Raw genomic sequence first — 19,599 nt, 5'->3', positions numbered from 1 at the left:
TATTCTTTATTCAGTTAATCTCTACTTCCTTGATCGATTCAATATTTTGTAAAAACCATTTATACGTGTCTTCTATACCAGTCTTTAATCCAATCTTCGACTCCCAGCCTAACTCAGACATACGGGAAACATCCATGAGTTTTCTTGGGGTGCCGTCCGGTTTTGAAGAATCCCAATTGATATCACCTTCATGTCCCACTACTTCTTGTACGGTTTCAGCAAGTTCTTTGATGGTAAGGTCTTTTCCAGTTCCGGCGTTAATCAGGTCGTATTCCAGTTTGCCTTCATATTCCATCACAAACCGAACCGATTCAGCCAAGTCATCCACATGCAAAAATTCACGCATTGGAGAGCCACTTCCCCATAAAGGAACTGTTGCATGATCGTTTTTCTTTGCTTCATGAAACTTACGGATCATTGCAGGAAGTACGTGGGACGTTTTCAGATCAAAATTATCTCTTGGCCCATATAAATTGGTGGGCATCATAGAAATATAGTTCCTTCCATACTGCTGATTCAGAGCTTGACACAATTTAATACCTGAGATCTTAGCCACCGCATACCACTGATTCGTAGGTTCAAGTGGGCCGGTCAGTAAATACTCTTCTTTCATCGGCTGTGGAGCCATCTTGGGGTAAATACAGGAACTTCCCAAAAAGATAAGATCCTGAACATCATTTTCATGTGCCACATTGATCAAATTAGCCTCAATCATCAAATTATCATACAAAAACTGCCAGGGATATTCGTTGTTGGCCAAAATTCCGCCCACTCTTGCTGCGGCAATTATAACAACATCAGGCTTATGCTCGGCTATAAAGTCATTGGTAGCCTGTTGATTACGCAAATCAAGTTCACTGCTGGTGGCAGTTACAAAATTGGAGTACCCATTCTCTTTGAGGTTCTCCATGATCGCGGAACCTACCATGCCTCGGTGTCCGGCTATGTATATTTTTGCTTGTTTATCCATTTTCCTTACAGGAATTCAAAGTGAGTAATTTAAAATTAAAAATGAGTGCCCTGTAGTCAATTTTTGTAGCTCCTTCGGGCGTACCCTTAGGATTACTGGTTTAGGCTTTAAAAATATGATTCCCATCTTTGGCCTCAATACCTGCCATTGCATTTCGTGTATCAATTATACAATCACTCCACACAGCTAGTTCAGCATAATCAATTGTCGAATGATTAGTAGAGATCAACACTGCATCAAAACCTGACACTGTTTCTTTGTTCCAGTCTACAGTTTGCATTCCTGTGTACTCTCCATGCTCACGGGTCGGCATCACTTCAGGAATAAACGGGTCGTAATAAGAAATCTCGGCTCCCATTTTCTTCAGCAGATCAAAGATCTTGAAGGTCGGGGATTCGCGCATATCATCCACATCCGGTTTGTAGGCAAGGCCGATCACGAGGATCATGCTGCCGTTCATGGCTTTCTTGTGGGTATTGAGGGCGTGCATGGTTCGGTCCACCACGTAGGTGGGCATATTCGTGTTTACCTCTCCGGCCAGCTCAATGAAGCGGGTGTGCTTCTCAAACTCGCGGGCTTTCCAGGTGAGGTAGAACGGGTCAATGGGAATACAGTGACCGCCCAGTCCGGGCCCGGGCGTAAATTTCATGAAGCCAAAGGGCTTGGTATCAGCGGCATCCAGCACTTCGTGTACATCAATATCCATGGCTTCGTACACCACCTTCAGCTCATTCACCAGGGCAATATTCACCGAGCGGAAGATGTTTTCGGTCAGCTTTACAGCTTCCGCGGTTTTACAATCGCTTACTGGTACCGTTTGTACGATAGCGGTATCGTACATAGCCAAAGCTAAATTTAGGGCCTCTTCTCCAAGTCCACCCACCACTTTGGGGATTTTAGCCGTATTGAAATTCGGGTTACCCGGATCTTCGCGCTCAGGGCTGTAGGCCACATAAAAATCTTTTCCTGCTTTCAGCCCGGAGTTCTTCTCAAGGATGGGCATCATCAGCTCCTCAGTTGTTCCCGGCCAGGTTGTTGATTCGAGGATCACGAGCTGCCCCTTGCGTAAATATTTCGAAACGGTTTCCGTGGTCTGCTCCACATAGCTCATATCCGGCTCGCGGTGGTGGTCTAAAGGAGTAGGCACGCAAAGTAGTATAGCATCGGCTTCATCCAACCGGGAAAAATCGGTGGTGGCATCGGCCTTGTCGGAGTTGGCGAGGGTTTCCATCATCTCGGTTCCGAGGTGCTTGATGTAGGGGATGCCGTTTTTGAGGTTTTCTACTTTTTTCTCGTCTATATCATAGCCGATGACGGGCATTCCGACCTGGTGGAAGGTCCACATTAGTGGTAAACCTACGTACCCTAATCCTACAATACCTATGGTGTAGGTTTTATCGGTGATTTTATTTAAAAGATTTTCTAATTGATTCATTTAATATACTATGTGCTATTCTTTACTTATCGTTAGTTTGGTTTTGATGCTCTAACTACCTCTTCCCCGAAGATCAATATTCATTTAGTAGCAACCTTTACTTTATTATTTTCAAACCATTCATTAAATACCATCAAACCTTTACTAATTGAATAATTTGAGTTGTAGTGTAAAATTTTCCCTGCCTTCCCCACATCAGCCCAAGTCTGCTTCACATCCCCAGGCTGTTCAGGCCCAAAGGCTTTCTTTGCTGTAATCCCGGAAGCCTCTTCAATTGCTTCCACCAACTCCAGAAGCTCCACCGTTTGGTTATTACCGAGGTTTATCACTTCATAAATAGAATCATTGTAATCTATGGCAGCCATTACACCGTCAACAATATCATCAATATAAGTGTAATCCCGGCGGTTGGAACCATCTCCATACAGGGTGATCTCCTTCCCATCGCTCATAAGCTTCAGGAATTTATGAATGGCCAGATCAGGCCGCTGTCGGGGACCATAAACGGTGAAAAATCGCAGGGCTAAAAAACGTATATCATACAAGTGGCTGTACACATGTCCCAACAACTCCCCGCTCACCTTGGTACTGGCATAAGGATTGATTGGCTGTAACACCACATCTTCTTCCTTCCAGGGTACATTCGGATTCTTGCCATACACCGAGCTGGAGGAAGCAAATACAAACTGTTTAATTTCTTTTTCACGAGCCACTTCCAACATATTTTGTGTTCCAGCGACATTAACTTCCTGATAACTGATTGGGTCTTCAATGGACTGCCGTGCTCCGGCTTTGGCGGCCAGGTGTACGATCACATCAGCTTCTTTTGGAATAGCTTTATCGAGGGTTTCTTTGTCTCTTATATCTACTTCATGAAGTGTATAAGTATCATATTCCAAATGACCTTTTATATTCTCCCGCTTTATACTTTCATCGTAGAATGGATCAAAGTTATCAATATTGGTTACAGAATGACCTTCTGCAAGCAACCGATCTACCAAATGGCTACCTATGAATCCCGCGCCGCCTGTAACAACAATATTCTTTTTACTGTCTTTCATAAAATTACTTATATCCCTTCCCCAAAAACCAACAATTTAGGCTCTTCTATTTCAATTTTATCGTTTGGTTCATAAACTAAAGTCCGTATTCTTCGATCAACGAGTTTTTCCGCTTTTTCTACCAACTTCGCCAGGTATTGGGTATCAATATCTTCCCCTATAATAATTACATCAACAATAGTAGTTTCCAAGCCCCGCGCCAAATCCCCGGTCAAATATACGGCATGTACTTCCCCTAAATTCTCCACAATCTGCTCTATGATCTGATCAATGCCAAAATGCTTAAAGGCAATTTTCTGGAGCTCGTCAAACATAGGGAACTTCCGGTTTACGCGGTACATTTTTTTATTCCCTTCCTTATGCCCTTCAATCAATCCGGATTCTTCAAATCGGTTTAATTCTACCCGCACCGAGTTAGTGCTTTCATCAAACTCCTGAGCCAGTCCGCGCAGATAGGCGCTGCTGTCCGGGTTCAGGAAGAAGCGGAGTAGGAGCTTTAGCCGGGTTTTGGATTGAATTAGGGTATCGAGCATGTTTTCCCGAAAGGAATTTTAAATTCTGAATGTTAAATTTTAAATGGGTTATGGGTGGTTCTGAGCATCAAAGTCGATTGAATACTATGTATCGGTAGTACGATAAATCAGGCACCCTTGCTATACCCCATTTAAAATTCAGCATTTAACATTACGCAACTTTGTTGCGGTTTAACGAGTAATAATTTTACTCAATGATACGGAGGATATTTTACGCGATCAATAGGCATTCGAAATTTTGGATTGGAAATTATGAATGTGAATGGGTTGCGGGGTTTAATTAGGGTATACTTCGTAAATCGGTCACTCGATCTATCGATCATTCGCAAATCCATTCTTTTGTAAGCACTGTTGAAGATCCTAAACTTATTCTTGGAGATTGCTTCGTCGTTATTCATCCCAACCCTGCATTCAACAACCCAACTTCCTCGCAAAGACGGCCTTTTTAAAACTATGAAGTATAAACCACCTATCAACTCCCCAAAGCGTTCCCTTACCCTGCGGCAGTAGTGAAGGTTTTATTGTTTTAACGATGTGCCGGAGGGCAAGGGACAGGGATTGGGTTCTGTTTGAAATGGCCAGATGGACGTTGTTCTGCTTAGTTACTATTCCAGGGAGATTGCTTCGTCGTTATCCATCCCAACCCTGCATTCTGCAATCCAACTTCCTCGCAAAGACGGCTTTTTAAAAACTATGAAGCATAAACCACCTATCAACTCACCAAAGCGTTCCCTTACCCTGCGGCGGTAGTGAAGGTTTTATTGTTTTATCGATGTGCCGGAGGGCAAGGGACAGAAATTGGGTTTTGTTTGGAATGACAGATGGACGTTGTTCTGCTTAGTTACTATTCCAGGGAGATTGCTTCGTCGTTATCCATCCTAATCCTGCATTCAACAACACGAGCTCCTCGCAAAGACGGGCTTTTAATTGGAAAGACTGCATAATTAAAAACCAACCACTTTCCAGTACACAAGCGAAGCCGTTAAGGGCTCCACTTTTCTTTTGCTATATACCCAAGCCTACACATATCACGCACAGGTGACATCAACTTGTCACAAATAAAACATAAGCTTTAATTGTGAATATTAGCTCAAATACACTAAAAAATGTTAATAGTAATATTTTTTTCATTATAAATTGAAAATAAAGTGTATATAAAAACAATTACTTACATCATTTTATTTTTCAGAAATGACAGATGTGGAAAAGCCTCAAATTTTGTGGAAAAGTAATTGTTTTTTTACTTGCAGAGAGACCCAGTATTCCTCATTATTTAATAGCATTAGTGTTAAGTATAAATATATACTAATGCTAAGCCGTACTTTGACATATTGACTATTCATATTTGGATGATTTCACTTCTTTTTTCCCGGTAAAAAAATTGACCTTCCTTTTCTGAACAATATTCTGAAAAGGCATAACATTTTACTGAAACGAATACTTATGTTGCTTGAAGATTATACTTCATGATAAAAGCTGCGGATTATAATATGGGAGCTCCATGAAATACCCGAAAAGCTTTAACGCTTGCTATCCCAGTTTTGAATGGCGCAACTGTTCGATTATTGAACAAAACAAAAGATGCAGGACTTATCAATTTTTTTGCAGGTTCAGGGGCTGTAGTCTTAGGCTCCGAGCCTTAAGGCCTAAAGCCTGCAATATAAGTCACAAGTCTATCTTTAACATAAAGAAAGATCTTAAATCGCCATGGTTCATAAAGAATATCCGGATACAACTCTGTTCGGAATAGAAAAACAGAGACCACATAAATAAACCATACATAGCCATGGCTAGACGTAAGAAAAAGCGGTCGCGTAGCTTAGAGACCGCTGAATTCCGACTCAATGCCCTGCAAAATATCGATGAAAATCTCGATTTTGGAGCAGGATTTTCAACCAACAGCTACCAAACCCTGGTACAAACCGCTCAGGAGCAGCTAAATCGTTATAACGCGATGCTTTCTGACGTGGATAATCAGCGTAGCGTAGTACGTAAGTTGGAAAAGCAACTGGATGACGCTAACGAACGGGTTTTTTCCGGTATCATTACGCTTTATGGAAGAGATTCCATAGAGTATGAAATGGTAGGCGGAACCCGAAAAAGCAACATCCGTAACCGCAATATTCGACCTGTTACCCACGATCCCGAAGCATTTTCGGAAGATCCGGTAACTGAAGAAGAAAACGGTGGTATATAAAAAGAGCTTGTAAATTTCTTTACAAGCCCTCAAGTCATGCCCGGTCGCCTCTCACGCGGTCGGGCTTTTTTTATGTTCTTAAACTTCAGAAGTAAAGGTATAATTATAATTTCATGACATAAACGAATGTAATAACAGACAACCGGTTTACAAAATTATTTGTTCATTAAAACTGATGCTAAATCATTAAATAGTACTCTTTTGGGGCACTAGGAATTGCCGCTCAGCAGCATTAGAGATATTAATTAGCTAACTATCATCCTGAACCTGCCTGTTTTGGCAGTAATCGCGCACGAAGAGAATACTAAGATGCGGGATCTCCTTAATCAGCTTAGGATATCGATAGGGAGATCGCGGGTCTGAGCACGCGATTGTAGATGTCATGTAATTCGAGGACAATTTTTTAGTTAACACATCTTAGTCATCCAGAATGATTACCTATTACTTTCTTAAGGAGCTCACGACCTCTTCTGTCTTTACTGAATCGAGTTCAGCACAGGCGTCCTTCAACAAGGAGAAGGACGCTTTGATAAACTGTCTATACTTTAATTCGGTATAAATACTATTAATAGGCTCCGACAAGTCTCTCCTTGAGAAGGAGAGATTTAGAGAGGTCGGAGTATTGGGCTTGGAATATTTACGTAGCTTTGCAATTAATATTAACTCAAAAAATGCAGATCTTTTACTAAGCATTTGTGGGTACCGAAACATCACAAAATGTTGTCTCCAAATTACATAATATCTACAGCGATTACGGGTTTTATGTTTTTGTGAGCTTTTTACAGGTAACTAAATTACTAAGGAGTCCTTTCCCCTTGTTGAAAGGGAAATACAGAAAGGGGTTTGTATAGCGGGAGAAGGTGCGTTGTTCAATATCCTAATTCGATTCATGGAGATTGCTTCGTCGTTATTCACCCCAACCCTGCATTCTGCAATCCAACTTCCTCGCAAAGACGGCCTTTTTAAAACTATGAAGTATAAACCACCTATCATCTCACCAAAGCGTTCCCTTACCCTGTGGCGGTAGTGAAGGTTTTATTGTTTTATCGATGGGCCGGAGGGCAAGGGACAGGGATTGGGATTGGGTTTTGTTTGGAATGGCCAGATGGACGTTGTTCTGCTTAGTTACTATTCCAGGGAGAATGCTTCGTCCTTATCGATCCCAACCCTGTATTCAACAACACGTCTCCTCGCAAAGACGGCCTTTTTCAAATTATGAAGTATAAACCACCCATCAACTCACCAAAGCGTTCCCTTACCCTGCGGCGGTAGTAATGGTTTTATTGTTTTATCGATGTGCCGGAGGGCAAGGGACAGGGATTGGGTTCTGTTTGGAATGGCCAGATGGACGTTATTCTGCTTAGTTGCTATTCCATGGAGATTGCTTCGTCGTTATCCATCCTAACCCTGCATTCAACAACAAGAGCTCCTCGCAAAGACGGGCTTTTAATTGGAAGACTGCATAATTAAAAACCAACAGTCTTCCAGTACACAAGCGAAGCCGTTCAGGGCTTCGCTTGTGTAATTTCGTGGACCGCAGAGGCCGCACTACTAATCTTTAGAAGAAAATGGATTTGATGCCAAAAACTGACGGATGAAAATCCACCCAATAGAGGCGATGCCACTCAGCATCACAAATACTATTAGGATCATGGCTCCGCTGGTTTCATCATTCACGGGTACTTGTACTGGCTGAAGCACTTTGAACACCGGAGTTTCTTCCTGTACTTTTAGTTTGGCTTCTTCATATTGCTGAGTCAGCCCGTTATATAGGTTAAAAGCTAAATCATACTCAGAATTTAATCGTTGCTCTTCAGTTCGAGCTTTTGCTGTTAAATTACCTTGATTACTGTCTCTGAATTCCGCCAGCGCAAGTTGAGCTTTTTGAAAGCGATCTTCTGCTTTAGCTAATTGTTCTTCTATAAATTCTAAATCTCTAAGGACTTTCTCTGTACGATATTCAGTCAAGTACACAGTTAGCTCCTCGATAGTATATTTTGCAACATTTGCAGCCAGCTTAGGATCACCCATCTGAGCCTTAACTGTTACAACCCCTGATTCTTCATCAAGGCTGGCCGTGATGCGGGAACGAAGACTTCCAATTACTGCCATCTCTGATTTACTCAACTCAACTATCTCTGTTTCGTTAGTGATGCCGGCACTCGGAGGAGCTGTCTCTTCAGTCTTAAAAGCTCCAATAATCGTACCTGGCAGTCCTATGGTAAACTTCTTAATGTACCCGAGGAACCCAGGAGTTTGAATTTCTAAATAATATTGATACATAGAGGTAGTAGTATCATAATCCGAAAAATAAAATTGCTCTCTAGCCAGTTTATCTTGAAAACTCAGACTTTGTACAATTTTGGGATATAAGTCTACCCTTATCGCATTACTGGCAGAGTTGTAGGTTCCTCCTCCGCTTAAACCTATCAACCCACCATATTGTTGTAAAAGACTTGAAGCTCCACCCTGACTTTCGGTACTGTATTCCGGCATAAGAGTAGCATCACTGACATATTCCTTAGGGCTGAGCAAGGCTACCGCCACACCAAGAATCACACCTACCGCAACAAATCGGTATATAATTTTTCGGTTATCCCAAATGGTTTTGGCCAGTTCAATCAGGTCAATTTCGTCTTCTTCATATCTTTCATAGCCCTGATCTGCAGGTACAAGCCGGTATTCCTGAATTGGAAAATTCTCCGAGCTTCTTTTACCCGATTTTTTATCCCCGTTTTCGTTATTTGACTTATTCTCTTCGCTCACTTTTTCAAAATTTTGTTAAGCAACTATAATACGAAGTTTGACCTTCTATATAAAGAGGTAATTGTTGGCTAGATGTGAGATAAGAGATTTTAGTTTTGAGACTCGAGTATAACGGTTAGTTAAGAAAGAGACCTTTCTTGGAGCCGTAGTTTATATACCGAAAGGCATTGCCGCTCTGTGGCATTAGGTATTAATAATTGCAACATGTCATCCCGAACGAAGTGAATACGGAGATGCGGGATCACCTTAATCAGCTTGGGATGTCCACAAGGCAGATCGCGGATAATATATTTCCGCGATGACTGGCTTTTAATTATGAGATTGTTCGTTGTTAACCACCCTACCCTTACTTGCCTACTCGCAAAGGTATCCATCTGCGAACAATGCAATGAGTGAAACGAATACATTGCGCGGCAGTCTCGGTATAATGGCACGAACCTTGTTCAATATCCCAAACCGATTCTTGGAGATTGCTTCGTCGTTATCCAACCCAATCCTGCGTTCAGTAGTGTACTCTCCTCGCAAAGACGGCGCTTTTATGGGCGCAGGTAATTAATCAAGGAGTCCTTTCCCCTTGTTGAAGGGGAAAGACAGAAAGGGGTCTGTGTTTCAGGGCAAGTTGGCGTTCTTAAATATCCCAAGTTGATTCATCGAGAATGCCGCGTCGTCAGCCATCCCAATCCTGTGTTCAGCAATGTACTCTCCTCGCAAAAGCGGATTTTTTAAAACTATGCAGTATTAATCAAACCTAACTCCTTACCCCTTAAACCTATCTCAAACCATCGCCTTCGGTGCCTCTTCCGGTTTCTACCCATCACCATAAGGCTTGGTCGGTGTTTCGTTATCATACTCACCGAGCGTGAATTCATCTACTTGAATAGCGTCGTTTCGAGCTTTTTTGGTTTTTTTGACTAACTCACCTTCTTCTTTGGTAAGTATACCTTTCTCGACTGCAAGATCTGCAATTTCTAAATAGGGTCCTTTGAGCAGCTCTTTTGCTTTAATAGCTTTATAGAGCTTTTTTTGTCTACGATATCCGCTTCATGCAGAGTAAATGTATCGTATTCGTTCAGTCTTTTACCTCTTAAAAGTGTAAAGACTGAAAAGGTTTATTCACAACTATGGTGACCTCATAATAAGATTTTAAAAGTGATTACTTAAGATCCTTAATGTTCCAGGTCACACCTATTATTAGACCTAGATTGTTTGTTACCTGACCCGTGTCTAATGCAAGACCGGTTTTAAAAGATACATTTTGCAGGGTTAATGGATCATAGTTCATCTCCAGTAAGAAATTCCATTGTTCCAGAGCCGGGTAAAAAGTATAATCTTTTCGGTTATTGGCCGGATCTTTACTCCCCCACTCCTGCCCGAAGTTTGCTCCAGAGTAATTACCATGATGGAGAGTGTAGGTGGCCAACAAACGGTAATTTAATTGTGAACTCACATATCCCTCAATACCCATATGATGAGCTGCGATGCGATTGTTTTCTACAAAGGGCTGATAAATTTCAGAATCAGGTAAGTAAACTGAGATCTGGTGGGTTGTTAGCATAAGTGGATTACCTAAAATATTTCCATTGTACGACCATCCACTCCGATATATGCTATTGTTATAGTAGTTATCCCTTCCTCCATATTTATAACCACAATTTTCCTCTGTGCAAAAGGAAACGTCCCCCGGCTTGTCGTGCAGTCCTGCCCCGGATTGGTTTATGGTACGTATATACTCTACCAGAACACCTGTTATAAACTGTTTTTTTTGGGTTAATACTCCAATACCAAATAAGCCATCCCCTATATTTTGGAACTCCATTCCGCTGCTATCCTCAAAATAATGCTGCCAATACAACTTAAAATTCCACTTTTCTACTTCGCCTTTTAAACCAAAGTCCCATATACCTAAATGGTTACCCAAAGCATTAATTGACTCGCCACGTGGAGATGAACTACCCCCTCCTCTTGCAAAAAAAATTCTGGTATAATCAGAAATAGAAGAAGGTAACTTTCCATATTGTGGTGAATTCCCCCCCCACTGCACTGCGTGTACCATTCCACCATATGCCTGCAAGGGCCAATGATCAAAACCAGCCTGCAAGTATAAACTTTTTTGATGCAGATATACATCCGTTACATAGCGCGAATCCTCCAGCCAACCGTGCAACAGGTTTCCCCTTAATTTCAATAAGCCATTGGTAAATGGAATGGTCTCATATTCGGGCATGGATATATTCACCATAGGGATAGGGGTGGTGTTGTTACTTATCAGTAGGGAACCTGAGGAAAGGCCTTTTAAATGTTCACCAAAGGTTTGCTCTATTCTTCCTGCATCAAGCCTAAACACCCCTCCTTTTAAACGAACATATCCCTGATGAATGTACAATTCCGACTGATCTGCTCCGCGGACCAAGACTTCGGCACCATAACTGTAATCGAAGGTTTTATTATTATCCAGCACCGATTCCAATGAAAAACTCCATGCACTATTATAACGGCTGAACGAATCAAATTTACCGTTTCGGTTGGCCGTTAGCCATATCGGCTGATATCCCTTTACTGAAACTAAATTCTGGGATGATATACTCAAATCAGGCTTTTTAATTTGACCAAAAGACTGTTGACTCATAAACACTACCACCAACAGCAGCACCCACTTTATAAATTCGTGTAAGCTTGGGTATTTATTCACCTATTCCTTAATTATATAGTTTGGATTATTTGAGTAGCTAAGATAAGAATGGTATCCGAAGATCAATAATAGTTAAAGCGGATTCATCACATCTTTTTACTGCAAAACTTTCAAACTATAAGGGATTAGAGATTAACAACTGCAACTTATAATCTTTATTGAATAGATTATCACAAAGTTAAATGCCATAATCTTCCTCAAATAGAAGCTAATATCTTAGAGCCATAATTAAAACGATGGCAGAAGCCAAAATCATATTTTGAAGCGTTTTGAATATGTCAAAGAATATTGACTTATTAGAAATCTCCAGAGCTAACTATTTACTGCAGCATGTCCAAAGTAGAAAAGAAGCTGTCAGCTTAATTAAAACAGCCCACAGCTTCTTAAATTATAGACAGGTTTAAAACTCAAACCATCGCCTGCGGAGCTTCTTCCGGTTTCTTGCCATCGCCATAAGGTTTGGTCGGTGTTTCGTTATCATACTCATCGAGCGTGAATTCATCTACTTGAATAGCGTCGTTTCGAGCTTTTTCGGTTTTTTTGACTAACTCGCCTTCTTCTTTGTTAAGTACTCCTTTCTCAACTGCAAGATCTGCGATTTCTAAATAGGGTTCTTTAGGCAGCTCTTTTGCCTTAATGGCTTTATAGAGCTTCTTGAATACCGGCCAGGCTTCTTCAACCAACTTCATGGTATGTTCGTATCGGCCGACAGCAGACTCTTTATCTTCCGGAAGGTAAATTCCATCTGTCATATGATCCCGGTCTTCTCCGCGAGTTTGCATAGCTTGAGCAACCTTATGACCGAGTTTATCTGAGGGATAGGTTCCAATTGGATTCAATCTCCCCCAAACTCCGGCTAATCTAAATACCCAGCTTAATCCGGGTACCTGAATTTCTCGCAGGATCCCTTCAAAGGCTTGCTGAATTTTCCAGAAGCTATATTCCATAGCCCATTCAAAATATGGACGGTCCGCTTCTCGTCTTCCTTCCGCTTCAAATCGTTTGAGTGTTCCAGAAGCTAAATACATATAGCTTAAAATATCGGCATAGCGACCGGCTATTTTCTCTTTCATTTTGAGAGCTCCACCATATGATCCCAATGCGATATCTGAGAAGAAAGCAAAGGATGCTGATGTCCAGGCTAGTTTTCTAAAATACTTAGCTGAAGGTCCGCTTACCGGTGATGAGGCTAATCGGCCTCTTGTTAAGCTTAATAAGAAAGCTCTTGATTTATTCTTGGCAACGTGACCAATATGCTTCCAGAAGTTATCATCGAACTGTTTCACATCTTTGTTCATCAGTGCATCTATTTCATTGTATGCGTAGGGATGGCAACGAATTGCACCCTGACCGAAGATCATGAGTGTTCTAGTCAGTATGTTAGCTCCCTCAACAGTAATGGCGATTGGCATCGCAGTATAGCTGCTTGCAAAGATATTTCGGGGACCTCGGGAAATTCCTGCACCGCCTACAATATCCATTGCATCGGTCACAATTTCACGACCTAACTCAGTGAAATTATATTTTGCGATAGCTGTTACAACGGCAGGTTTTTGCCCACTATCTAGTCCACCGGTAGTATATCTTCGAGCGGCTTCCATTAAGTACGTATACCCACCGATTCGAGCCATGGGTTCTTCGATACCTTCGAATTTCCCGATGTTCAATCCAAATTGTTTACGGATCGCTGTATAAGCACCGATTGCGCGAGTTGCCATTTTAGATCCACCCACACTTTGCGCCGGTAATGAGATTCCACGTCCTACTGCCAGTGACTCCATCAGCATTCTCCAGCCATTTCCGGCTCCTTCTTTGCCACCAATGATGGCGTCAATTGGTACAATCACATCTTTTCCATCAATTGGGCAGTTGTAGAACGGAATTCCAAGAGGATCATGGCGTCTTCCTAAAGTGACTCCATCTGTATCTGAAGGAATAAGTGCACAGGTTATACCACGATTTTCTTCATCCCCAATTAGGTGATCGGGATCTTTAAGGTTGAACGCTAAGCCAATTACCGTAGAAATAGCGGCCAGTGTGATATAGCGTTTTTCGAAATTCATTTTGAGGTATAACTCTCCATCATCCCCTTTAAAAACTACACCTTCAGATCTCATGCTTCCTGCATCTGATCCTGCATTTGCTTCAGTCAGGCCAAAGCACGGCATTTCTTCTCCGCTTGCAAGTCTTGGTAAGTAGTGATCTTTTTGATCTTCAGTTCCATAATGAAGTAACAATTCTGCAGGGCCTAACGAGTTAGGTACCATTACCGTGGTGGCTAATGGCCCACACCTTGAGGCCAGCTTTGCTACAATAGCACTATGAGCAGTGGCAGAGAATTCAAGTCCGCCATACTTCTTGGGAACAATCAGTCCAAAGAACTTCTCTTTGCGCATGAACTCCCATACTTCTTCCGTAAATCCTTTTCGAACCATCACATCCCAATCGGTGACCATGCCGCAAAGCGCTTCCACCGGTCCGTCAAGAAAAGCCTGTTCTTCTTTATCCAACTCAGGGTAATCCTGGTCCAAAATTTTCTTAAAATCTGGCTTTCCTGAAAACAGTTCTCCTTCAACCCAAACATTACCAGCTTCAATAGCTGTTTGTTCTGTCTGTGATATTTTGGGAAGGAAATTCAGTGCATCCAGCAATTTCATGATCGGACCACTCAACACAACTCTTCGAATCGGTTTTATATTGAAAACCAATACCAAAGCTGTATAAGTGATATAAGCCCAAGCAGGCGCATTCAATCCGGCTAAACCTACATAACCTGCTACAGCCCATAACCACAACGGAGCTCCTGTATATCCTAATATCAGCATCAATAAAAATGCTGACCCTATCGATGCCCAAAGTGGGACCTCACTAAAAAATCCAAATAATTCCATTATTGCTTCCATGACGTTTCCTCGTTTATGATACTGTTGTTCGAACCAAGAATCCCTGAACTACCAGTTCAATAGAATCCTCTATAAATTGATCACTGTTTATTCGGCTATCCAGCCTTTTATTTAGCACAACCGATACTACACCGTGCAATTGTGCCCATATTGAATAGGCCGCAACTACTGGTTTTTCCACTTCCATAAGTCCCTGAGTTACACTTTCTTCAATTGTTTTCACTAACAATTCGTAAGCGCGCCGGGCTTTCCGAAACTTCTCTTTTGGATACCTGGCCATTGAATCAGACCGGACTTTGTATATAATTTTATACTTCTCCGGATATTCCAGGGCAAATTGAACATAGCTTTCAGTTATCGCTTTAAAGCGTTCAATACTATCAGTTTTTGGGAGCGATCTTGTTTCAATAAATTGGCTCAGATCTTCCACAGACTCTTCAATGAGTGTATGTAACAAGTGATCTTTGTTTTCGAAGTACAAATAAATGCTTGTTGCAGTCACATCTGCCTGTTTGGCAATTTTCCGCATTGATAGCGCCTTATAACCTTCCTGATAAAGTAAATGTCGGCTGATGTCTAAAATCTGATCTCTTAGTGGAACTTCTTCGCTCATTTAATTCATTTGGTTAACGGTGTTAACTTCTACAATGTAACCATTCCAAAGCGAAAATCAAGACAGATGTTTTTGGCTTTATGGCAGGGCATCTCGCAAAGGCATCCACCATCGAGCAGTACAATGAGTGAAATGAATACACTGCGTGGCAATCTCAGGATTAGGGCGCTGGTGTTGTTCGGCTTGGTTTCCATATTTAACTAGATTGCTTCGTCGTTAGCTATCCCAAATCTACATTCAAGCAACCTAGTCTCCTCGCAAAAGTGTTGCTAAAAAATGCGCCGGATTAAGCTACATCCCATCTCACCATAGAGTCCTTTCCCCTTATTCAAGGGGAAAGACAGAGAGGGTCATTGGATTCGCTCCCTAATCAACCACCGCACAATCGGACGCTTGCGCTATTTTGAGATTCAGGGAGACTACGATGCGTTGACTAGCAATAGTTTCACCGAATTATAGAATACCTAAAATCCCCCCAGCCAGGATGCGACGATACGGGTAAAATGATTTCCTTTACACAAGCGAATGGGTTTCAACCCTGAGCGGACCGGTGATTGTACAAGGAACATTATAATTTTGATCCATCCCAGCCATCGGACGACTCTTTGTCGGTTTGATAACCTATCCCTTTATCCAGTCGTCAGATGGTCATTTTTATGGAACTCAAATTTCACAAAGGCGTCCCATTACCCTGGCGCATAGTGTAGCATTCAATAAGGACGTCTTACCTAAAGTTAAAAGACAGCTTCAAAAAACTGATAGCTGCTAGATCCTAAACTTCAAATATTTGATCGTTTTCCCTTTTTCGAGGTGCATGCTTTCATAATAAGTGATAATAGAAAGCTCAGGGTCATTTGGGCGATTTTTATGGACATTGGCTTCGTCATCTAACAGCTCTAAATTTTCTTGCTCGATGATCTCTTTCGTGTATTCATAGAGCACATCACTATCTGTTTTTAGATTTATGATTGCTCCAGGCTTCATTACCTTTCGATACACTTTTAAGAATTTAGGAGCAGTAAGCCTTTTCCTCTCTTTCTTTATATATGGATCTGAAAAAACGATCCATGCTTCATCGACTTCATTCTTTCCAAAAAACTGGTCTAAGTGGTCGATATAACAACGAAGGTATCGGACATTTTCCAGATTGTTATCCAGGGCTTCCTTTGCTCCTACCCATAATCGATTTCCTTTAATATCTAAGCCGACGTAGTTTTTCTCGGGGTGAAGTTGAGCAAGTCCAACCGAATATTCTCCTTTGCCACAGGCTAACTCCAAAACTATTTGGTTCTCGTTTTCAAAAATCTCGGAATTCCATTTTCCTTTTGGAGCGGGATTCCCTTCGTCGAAGTCTGTGTAGACCAGTGTATTATTAAGCTTGGGCAGCTCTTCCATACGTTCTTCTTTTACCTTGGGCATAAATTAAGGAGACAGTCTTTTAATGTTCCACTTATCAGCAACAAGCTCATATTTTATTCGATCATGGAGCCGACTTCTTCTTCCCTGCCAAAACTCTATAGCTTCCGGAGTCACCTTGTACCCACCCCAGCTTTCTGGTTTGGGAACATTTCCTTCTTCATATTTCTCCTCGAGTTCGGCAAACTTCTTTTCCAAAAAAGCTCTGTTGGGCACTTCTGCACTTTGATTAGATGCTAACGCTCCCAGTTGGCTTTTATAAGGGCGCTGACTAAAGTAAGCATCACTCTCTTCCTTAGATAGTTTCTCAACTTTCCCTTCTATTAGAACTTGGCGTTCAAGACCTAGCCATAAAAAGCATAAGGAAACATTTGGATTCTGCTCCATCTGTTCACCTTTATTGCTGGCATAATTCGTGTAAAAAATAAATCCACCGTCTTCCAGCCCCTTCAGTAACACTATACGGGAGTGAGGTTTATTATTGAAATCAACCGTAGACAACGTCATGGCGTTAGGCTCGGGAATTTCGGACTCCAGAGCCTCTGTCATCCACTGCTCAAATTGTTTAAAGGGATCTTGGTTTACATCAGATTCGTCTAACGAGTGCTTAGAGTAGTCTTCACGCAGTTTTTGAAGTTTTTCTTTATTCATTTATTCAGCCAAAATATTCGGGTTCATTGCCCGGCTTCCATTTTATGTTACAACCCATACTCGGTGTTTGCGAATCTTCCGGGATTGTTTCTCCGGCAAGCATAGTGTCGAGTGCTTTCCTTAAGTCATTACCTGTAACAGGCGCATCCTTGCTTGGTCTGCTATCATCAAATTGACCTCTGTAGACTAACTTCCGGTCTTCATCAAACACAAAAATATCTGGAGTGCAAGCAGCTTTGTAAGATTTAGCAACATCCTGACTTTCGTCATACAGGTACGGAAAAGGATACCCTTTTTCCGCCATTTTCTCTGGACTATCCTGCGGATATTTTTCAACGTCATTTGAACTAATTGCTATAAAGCCTACCCCTCTTGAGATATATTCCTCAGCTACATTTACGAGCTCATCCTCAATGTTCAAGACGTATGGACAATGGTTACAGATAAACATAATCACAAACCCTTTACTCTGATCCGCATAGGTAAGTGAAAGATTACCACCGTTTACACTCGGCAGTTTGAAGTCGGGAGCTTCTGTTCCTAATTCCAGCATTGTTGATGGAGTTGCAGACATAATGTTACTGACTTTTTATGATTATTGGTTTTAACTTAGGTGTATGGACACAAAGACAAAGATATTGAATGATCGTGACAAAATTTTATTTGAGAAAGCCCTAAAGCTCTATTTCTATTTACGTCAACAAGATGTACGAAAGCTTAATTCACAAATCCGAGAACGCTTTGCGTATGCAGGACAAGTAGCCTACTCTCTTATTATAACCTATATAAGTGAAGGAAATTTGAAGCTGGAATACATGGACTTCCTTAACGAAGAGCTAAAAACCATGCGTGGACTGGATGCTGAGTTCTTAGAGCCTCTGATGATTAAGCCTCATGAGATTGATGAAATCGAGTTTAACCAGGAAATCGCTCTCACTGTTTTTGATGAGGATAACGATACCAATATCCGAATTACCTATGCACCGGATGAAGGTATCGCTAAGCTAACGCCGATAGAGTAGTTAACTAATTAACCGACGCCTCATATTCCATTTTAGTTTTTCCGGCTTTCTATTCCAATCCTAAAACATCTACCCCTTGATTAAACGTGATATCAACAGGGATACTTTGTTCTGAAAGTCTATTCAATGAAGCCTTTAACTGATCGGTTTCAACGGCGTATTTTTGCACGAAAGCATCTACTGCTTCATAATCGCCATCACCTTGCAAGGTCAATATCTTTAAAGAAAGAGCGCTGACTGCTTCTCCCACTTTATCAAAGTTGATAGCATAAGTACCTGTTTATGGTTCAGAGACCTATGTCGTTGCAAAAACCCCTTTTATTATCATAACATAAATGGTCTTGTAAAAGACTTGACATTGTGCTCCTCTGAATGAAAGAATTAAGATTTATAATTTTCTTTACATGCTCAATAAAAAATAACTTTATACCACCTTTTAACCTTAAAATAAATTGGCTATTATTTACATAATCATAGGGTTATTAGTATAAAAAACGGCATTAATTATTTATGGATCCACTCAGACAGCTCAACAAACTCATATTCATATTAGAAAAAAAAGGTTGGATAACACAAACGCCTGCCTTTATTTACGATTATCAGAAAGATTACCCTCAATTTCAGGTTCTGGAAGATCACGCCGAAATCATTCAAAAAGAGTGTAAAGAACTACTAAACATAAAGGATAATATCCCAGATCTAGATGGATTGGCAGGTACAAAAACCAAGGGTGGAGTGCAGGCTATCAAATGGAAATCTTTTATGTTCAAATCTGGAGGATTCATAGAAGAGAATTGCAGACTTTGTCCGGAAACCGCGGATCTCTTACGCGGAGTACCACGGATAAAGCAAGCATTCTTTTCAATTCTGGATCCTGAACAATACATTAAACCTCATTACGGATATTATAAAGGCTTTCTTCGGTACCACCTTGGGGTTATTATTCCGAATAACAACGAAGATAAAAATTGCAGGATTCGTATTAACGCTGATTGCGAGACATTTAACTGCGAAGACAAGTCAGAAATTGAAAAGGGGGAATCCTATTACTGGAAAAATGGTAAGGGAATCATGTTTAATGATGTATATCTACACGATGCTGCAAATGAATCCAAAGAAATAAGGGTAGTTTTATTTATCGACGTCGTACGCAAATTTCACTGGTCTATTGATTGGTTCAATAAACTTTTTCTTTTTATCGCATACAAAACGAAATATGTCAAGCAAATTGCTGAAAACGCAAAAGTTAAAACAGCAAAATAATTACTCTTTAACACCAGTAAAGATAATCCAAATACCCGCTATTCTTTTTTCTAAGTAGATACTATTTGTGTGTTACATGA

15 protein-coding genes and 1 pseudogene are annotated in these 19,599 nt (G+C 41.1%); 3 read left to right on the top strand and 13 right to left on the bottom strand.

Annotation, left to right across the window (positions count from 1 at the left end):
- Nucleotides 1–10: 10 nt before the first annotated feature.
- The 4 genes from CL667_06980 to CL667_06965 form a co-directional block, all read right to left on the bottom strand.
- Entirely contained in the window at nucleotides 11–970 is a 960-nt protein-coding gene (locus tag CL667_06980) for a GDP-fucose synthetase (protein ID MAL17437.1), read from the bottom strand.
- A 100-nt stretch (nucleotides 971–1,070) separates the two neighbouring features.
- Entirely contained in the window at nucleotides 1,071–2,405 is a 1,335-nt protein-coding gene (locus CL667_06975) for a UDP-N-acetyl-D-glucosamine dehydrogenase (GenBank protein ID MAL17436.1), read from the bottom strand.
- Nucleotides 2,406–2,485: 80 nt separating this feature from the next.
- Nucleotides 2,486–3,466 carry an epimerase gene (locus CL667_06970; protein MAL17435.1) on the bottom strand — a complete coding sequence of 327 codons (981 nt, stop codon included), beginning with the start codon at nucleotides 3,464–3,466 and terminating at the stop codon, nucleotides 2,486–2,488.
- An 8-nt stretch (nucleotides 3,467–3,474) separates the two neighbouring features.
- The gene (locus CL667_06965; GenBank protein MAL17434.1) at nucleotides 3,475–3,999 is read right to left on the bottom strand and encodes a transcriptional regulator; all 525 of its coding nucleotides are present in this window, start codon (nucleotides 3,997–3,999) and stop codon (nucleotides 3,475–3,477) included.
- Nucleotides 4,000–5,785: 1,786 nt separating this feature from the next.
- Here CL667_06965 and CL667_06960 point away from each other — a divergent pair.
- Entirely contained in the window at nucleotides 5,786–6,196 is a 411-nt protein-coding gene (locus tag CL667_06960; GenBank protein MAL17433.1) for a hypothetical protein, read from the top strand.
- A gap of 1,551 nt (nucleotides 6,197–7,747) precedes the next feature.
- Here the strand turns inward: CL667_06960 and CL667_06955 are convergent.
- The 8 genes from CL667_06955 to CL667_06920 form a co-directional block, all read right to left on the bottom strand.
- On the bottom strand, nucleotides 7,748–8,962 hold the full coding sequence (locus CL667_06955) for a hypothetical protein (GenBank protein MAL17432.1): 1,215 nt from the start codon (nucleotides 8,960–8,962) through the stop codon (nucleotides 7,748–7,750).
- A gap of 807 nt (nucleotides 8,963–9,769) precedes the next feature.
- Nucleotides 9,770–9,967 (bottom strand): hypothetical protein, encoded by a 198-nt coding sequence (locus tag CL667_06950; GenBank protein MAL17431.1) that lies wholly within the window; start codon nucleotides 9,965–9,967, stop codon nucleotides 9,770–9,772.
- Nucleotides 9,968–10,115: 148 nt separating this feature from the next.
- Nucleotides 10,116–11,651, bottom strand: coding sequence for a hypothetical protein (locus tag CL667_06945; protein MAL17430.1), 1,536 nt, complete (start codon nucleotides 11,649–11,651; stop codon nucleotides 10,116–10,118).
- Between the two features lie 407 nt (nucleotides 11,652–12,058).
- Nucleotides 12,059–14,554, bottom strand: coding sequence for an acyl-CoA dehydrogenase (locus CL667_06940; GenBank protein MAL17429.1), 2,496 nt, complete (start codon nucleotides 14,552–14,554; stop codon nucleotides 12,059–12,061).
- A gap of 13 nt (nucleotides 14,555–14,567) precedes the next feature.
- Entirely contained in the window at nucleotides 14,568–15,167 is a 600-nt protein-coding gene (locus tag CL667_06935; GenBank protein MAL17428.1) for a TetR family transcriptional regulator, read from the bottom strand.
- A 765-nt stretch (nucleotides 15,168–15,932) separates the two neighbouring features.
- On the bottom strand, nucleotides 15,933–16,586 hold the full coding sequence (locus CL667_06930) for a tRNA (guanosine(46)-N7)-methyltransferase TrmB (protein MAL17427.1): 654 nt from the start codon (nucleotides 16,584–16,586) through the stop codon (nucleotides 15,933–15,935).
- A gap of 3 nt (nucleotides 16,587–16,589) precedes the next feature.
- A complete protein-coding gene (gene pdxH, locus CL667_06925; GenBank protein MAL17426.1) occupies nucleotides 16,590–17,234 on the bottom strand; it encodes a pyridoxamine 5'-phosphate oxidase in 645 nt (214 codons plus the stop codon).
- A 4-nt stretch (nucleotides 17,235–17,238) separates the two neighbouring features.
- Nucleotides 17,239–17,808, bottom strand: coding sequence for a thioredoxin family protein (locus CL667_06920; GenBank protein ID MAL17425.1), 570 nt, complete (start codon nucleotides 17,806–17,808; stop codon nucleotides 17,239–17,241).
- 43 nt (nucleotides 17,809–17,851) lie between these two features.
- Here CL667_06920 and CL667_06915 point away from each other — a divergent pair, with 43 nt between their 5' ends.
- Nucleotides 17,852–18,256, top strand: a complete 405-nt coding sequence (locus CL667_06915) for a hypothetical protein (protein ID MAL17424.1) — start codon at nucleotides 17,852–17,854, stop codon at nucleotides 18,254–18,256.
- 49 nt (nucleotides 18,257–18,305) lie between these two features.
- Here the strand turns inward: CL667_06915 and CL667_06910 are convergent.
- Nucleotides 18,306–18,536: pseudogene (locus tag CL667_06910) on the bottom strand (Zn-dependent hydrolase).
- 230 nt (nucleotides 18,537–18,766) lie between these two features.
- Here CL667_06910 and CL667_06905 point away from each other — a divergent pair.
- On the top strand, nucleotides 18,767–19,519 hold the full coding sequence (locus CL667_06905) for a hypothetical protein (GenBank protein ID MAL17423.1): 753 nt from the start codon (nucleotides 18,767–18,769) through the stop codon (nucleotides 19,517–19,519).
- Nucleotides 19,520–19,599 lie beyond the last annotated feature (80 nt).

Origin of the sequence: Balneola sp. (assembly GCA_002694685.1) — a bacterium.
Taxonomy (GTDB): domain Bacteria; phylum Bacteroidota; class Rhodothermia; order Balneolales; family Balneolaceae; genus Gracilimonas.
The sequence above is the reverse complement of the archived record's forward strand: the minus strand, read 5'-3'. Positions and strand labels throughout refer to the sequence as shown.

Coding starts and splice junctions, on each gene's coding strand:
- CL667_06965 (MAL17434.1), bottom strand. CDS start 3,999: ATGCTCGATACCCTAATTCAATCCAAAACCCGGCTAAAGCTCCTACTC.
- CL667_06930 (MAL17427.1), bottom strand. CDS start 16,586: ATGCCCAAGGTAAAAGAAGAACGTATGGAAGAGCTGCCCAAGCTTAAT.
- CL667_06980 (MAL17437.1), bottom strand. CDS start 970: ATGGATAAACAAGCAAAAATATACATAGCCGGACACCGAGGCATGGTA.
- CL667_06975 (MAL17436.1), bottom strand. CDS start 2,405: ATGAATCAATTAGAAAATCTTTTAAATAAAATCACCGATAAAACCTAC.
- CL667_06940 (MAL17429.1), bottom strand. CDS start 14,554: ATGGAAGCAATAATGGAATTATTTGGATTTTTTAGTGAGGTCCCACTT.
- CL667_06915 (MAL17424.1), top strand. CDS start 17,852: ATGGACACAAAGACAAAGATATTGAATGATCGTGACAAAATTTTATTT.
- pdxH (MAL17426.1), bottom strand. CDS start 17,234: ATGAATAAAGAAAAACTTCAAAAACTGCGTGAAGACTACTCTAAGCAC.
- CL667_06960 (MAL17433.1), top strand. CDS start 5,786: ATGGCTAGACGTAAGAAAAAGCGGTCGCGTAGCTTAGAGACCGCTGAA.
- CL667_06970 (MAL17435.1), bottom strand. CDS start 3,466: ATGAAAGACAGTAAAAAGAATATTGTTGTTACAGGCGGCGCGGGATTC.
- CL667_06935 (MAL17428.1), bottom strand. CDS start 15,167: ATGAGCGAAGAAGTTCCACTAAGAGATCAGATTTTAGACATCAGCCGA.
- CL667_06905 (MAL17423.1), top strand. CDS start 18,767: ATGGATCCACTCAGACAGCTCAACAAACTCATATTCATATTAGAAAAA.
- CL667_06920 (MAL17425.1), bottom strand. CDS start 17,808: ATGTCTGCAACTCCATCAACAATGCTGGAATTAGGAACAGAAGCTCCC.